This window comes from Castellaniella sp. (genome assembly GCF_034007085.1).
Lineage (GTDB): Bacteria > Pseudomonadota > Gammaproteobacteria > Burkholderiales > Burkholderiaceae_B > Castellaniella.
The window spans coordinates 1-3,188 of record NZ_JAVERO010000190.1; the positions used below are offsets into that span (position 1 = coordinate 1).

General features: G+C 67.3%; 3 protein-coding genes and 1 tRNA gene. 3 read left to right on the forward strand and 1 reads right to left on the reverse strand.

The features are described 5' to 3' along the window. Window positions 1–103: 103 nt before the first annotated feature. From tilS to RBR29_RS11465, 3 genes are all read left to right on the forward strand, one after another. Window positions 104–1,006, forward strand: a complete 903-nt coding sequence (tilS, locus tag RBR29_RS11455) for a tRNA lysidine(34) synthetase TilS (RefSeq protein ID WP_320349398.1) — start codon at window positions 104–106, stop codon at window positions 1,004–1,006. Between the two features lie 87 nt (window positions 1,007–1,093). Beyond that, on the forward strand, window positions 1,094–2,362 hold the full coding sequence (locus RBR29_RS11460) for an aspartate kinase (RefSeq protein ID WP_320349400.1): 1,269 nt from the start codon (window positions 1,094–1,096) through the stop codon (window positions 2,360–2,362). 70 nt (window positions 2,363–2,432) lie between these two features. Further along, window positions 2,433–2,525 (forward strand) — tRNA-Ser (locus tag RBR29_RS11465). Between the two features lie 95 nt (window positions 2,526–2,620). Here RBR29_RS11465 and RBR29_RS11470 read toward each other — a convergent pair. Next, complete coding sequence (locus RBR29_RS11470; RefSeq protein WP_320349402.1) at window positions 2,621–3,106, reverse strand: hypothetical protein; 486 nt, start codon at window positions 3,104–3,106, stop codon at window positions 2,621–2,623. Between the last annotated feature and the right edge of the window lie 82 nt (window positions 3,107–3,188).

Sequence of the window (3,188 nt, forward strand, 5' to 3'; positions counted from 1 at the left end):
GGCGCTCGATCCGGCGCTGCTGCGGGCGCTGGACGCCGTCCTGTCGGCGCAGCCCGCGCAGACCGCCATCGGCGTGGCGCTCAGTGCCGGGGCCGATTCCGCCATGCTGGCCCTGCATGCCGCCCACGTGGCGCGTCGCCTGGGACGGCGCTTGCACTGCTTCCATATCCATCACGGCCTGCAGGCTGGGGCCGATGACTGGCTGATCCAGGCGCATCGGCTGGCCGGCCTGCTGGGGGTCGGCTGTCACAGTCGCCGGGTGGCCGTCGATGTCGATGGGCGCGGCATGGAAGCCGCTGCCCGGGATGCCCGCTACGCGGGCCTGGCCGGACTGGCCGCCCAGGCCGGGGTCGGGTGCCTGCTGCTGGCCCACCATCAGGATGATCAGGCCGAGACCGTGCTGTTGCGCCTGCTGCGCGGCGCCGGGCCGCTGGGCCTGGCCGCCATGCGCCCCGTGATGGAACGCGACGGTCTGGTCTGGGTCCGGCCCTGGCTGGACCAGCCCCGTGCCGCGATCCTGGACTGCGCCCGGCGGTTCCAGTCATTGAGCGGCTGGCAGCCTGTCAGCGATCCCAGCAATGACGATGCCCGCTATGCCCGCGCGGCACTGCGCACCAGCCTGGCGCCGCTGCTGGATGCGCGCTGGCCCGCCTGGCGCCGGTCGTTGGCCCGCCATGCGCGGCAGGCGCGGGACCTGTCGGATTGGGTGGCTGCGGCGGCCCGCGAGGACTGGCCGGCGCTGGAACCATCGGCCGATGGCCGGGCGTTTTCGCTGGCGGCCTGGCGCGCGCTGCCTGCGCCGCGCCAGGTGGCCGTGCTGCGCCATTGGTTGCAGGTCCTGGGCTTGCGCATGCCGACCGAAGCGCGGCTTCGGAACTGGCTGCGACAGTTGCGCGGCGTCCATGCTCTGGGGCATGACCGGGCCGTCCAGTTGCGCCATGAGGACATCTGGATCGTGGTGCGGCGGGGCCGCGTTCTCTGCGTATCCAAAACCCAGGTAGAATAATTCGTTTTGCCGGGGTGCTGTGGGTCTTTGACCCGTCCCGGTTCGCGCGCGCCCGGTCCGGCGCCAGGCTTCAACCTTCGTCAAGGCATCATGCTAATCGTCCAGAAATACGGCGGTACCTCGATGGGTTCCGTCGAGCGCATCCAGAACGTCGCGCGGCGGGTCGCCAAATGGCACGCCGCCGGCCACCAGGTCGTCGTCGTGCCCTCGGCCATGTCCGGTGAAACCAACCGCCTGCTTGGCCTGGCCAAGGAAATCTCCCCCCAGCCCGACCTGCGCGAACTCGACATGCTGGCGGCCACCGGCGAACAGGCCAGCAGCGCCTTGCTGGCCATCGCCCTGATGCGCCAGGGGGTGGCCGCCCGCAGCTATGCCGGCTGGCAGGTGCCGGTGCGCACCGACAGCGCCTACACCAAGGCCCGGATTCTTTCCATTGACGACACTCGCATCCGCGCCGACCTGGACTCGGGCCGCGTGGTGATCGTCACCGGATTCCAGGGCATTGACGGCGAAGGCCACATCACCACCCTGGGCCGGGGTGGTTCGGACACCTCGGCCGTGGCGGTCGCCGCCGCCATGAAGGCGGACGAATGCCTCATCTTCACCGACGTGGACGGCGTCTATACCACCGACCCGCGTGTCGTGCCCGAAGCCCGCCGCATGAACGTCATTTCCTTCGAGGAAATGCTGGAAATGGCCTCGCTCGGTTCCAAGGTCCTGCAGATCCGCGCCGTCGAATTCGCGGGCAAATACCAGGTTCCGCTGCGGGTTCTGTCCTCGCTCACCGACCCCTTGATTCCGGTCGACGAGGAAATGCACTCGGGCACGCTCATCACTTTCGAGGAAGACCAGAAAATGGAAACTGCCGTTGTCTCCGGCATCGCTTTCAGCCGCGACGAAGCCAAAGTCACCCTGCGCAACGTGCCCGACACCCCGGGCGTCGCCTATTCGATCCTGGGGCCCGTGGCTGCGGCCAACATCGATGTGGACATGATCCTGCAGAACATTTCCCAGCAGGGCATGACCGACTTTTCCTTCACGGTCAACCGCAACGACTTCGCCCGCACCCTGGACTTGCTCCGCGACCAGATCGGCCCGGCCGTGGGCGCCGGCGATATCGTGTCCGACGACAAGGTCGCCAAGGTCTCCATCGTCGGCATCGGCATGCGCAGCCACGTCGGGGTCGCCAGCCTGATGTTCCGCACCCTGGCCGAGGAAGGCATCAACATCCAGATGATCAGCACTTCGGAAATCAAGACTTCGGTACTGATCAACGACAAATACATGGAACTGGCCGTGCGCGCCCTGCACAAGGCTTTCGAACTGGACCAGGAATCCGTCCAGGCCGAGGCCTGAGCCGTCCCCGGACGTGGCGCGCGCTTTGAGCAGTGCGCGCCACGTCCTGTGCTAGAATGCCGGTCTTGCTGGAGACGTGGCCGAGTGGTTGAAGGTACTCCCCTGCTAAGGGAGCATGCGGCTTATACCCGCATCGAGGGTTCGAATCCCTCCGTCTCCGCCAGTGAATGCCCAACACCCGCTGATTTCATTGCATGAATCAGCGGGTGTTGTTTTTTGGCCCTGCCGATGGTCCCCATGCCCCTCGGTGGCGCGGCTTCAGAATCGGGGGAACTGGCTGTCCCGGTCATACATCGGGTCCGGCCCCGGGTGGAGCTTCGTCACCCGGTCGCCGTCGCGGCCCATGAACACGTACATCAGCGAATTCCAGACGTGATCCTGCTTGTAGCGGTAGTTCCAGACCACCTGGCGCACATGGGGCAGGCCGGCCGTATCGACGAGGGCGGGTGGCCCGAATTCGCAGCGCACCTGGTCCGCCGTCCATTCGCCTTGTTTCAGGATCTGGAAATGCGCATCGGTCAGGATGGGCTCGATCCCCTGGACACGGCCCTGCGCATCTACCGTGGCGCCCCAGGCGGACTGTCCCAGGGGTTGCTGCGACCAGACGACGCGGTCGCGGCCCTGGCGATCGACGCAGCGCAGCGTGGGCGCGCCGAATTGCGCTGTGACCTGGGCCAGTGGCGTGCCCGGCGGGGTGGCGGCGATGTTCGCGCAGCCCGCCAGCCAGAGGCTGGCGCCCGCCATCAGCAGACTGCGGATCCCGATCCGTGTGCGTGGTCCGAAACGCATGAAACGCCTCCATATGCCGTGTTCGCCCCCCGATCGC

What these genes read in the sequence shown, in the direction of transcription:
- tilS (WP_320349398.1), top strand. Translation starts at nt 104, where the DNA reads ATGCTGGCCCTGCATGCCGCCCACGTGGCGCGTCGCCTGGGACGGCGC.
- RBR29_RS11470 (WP_320349402.1), bottom strand. Translation starts at nt 3,106, where the DNA reads ATGGCGGGCGCCAGCCTCTGGCTGGCGGGCTGCGCGAACATCGCCGCC.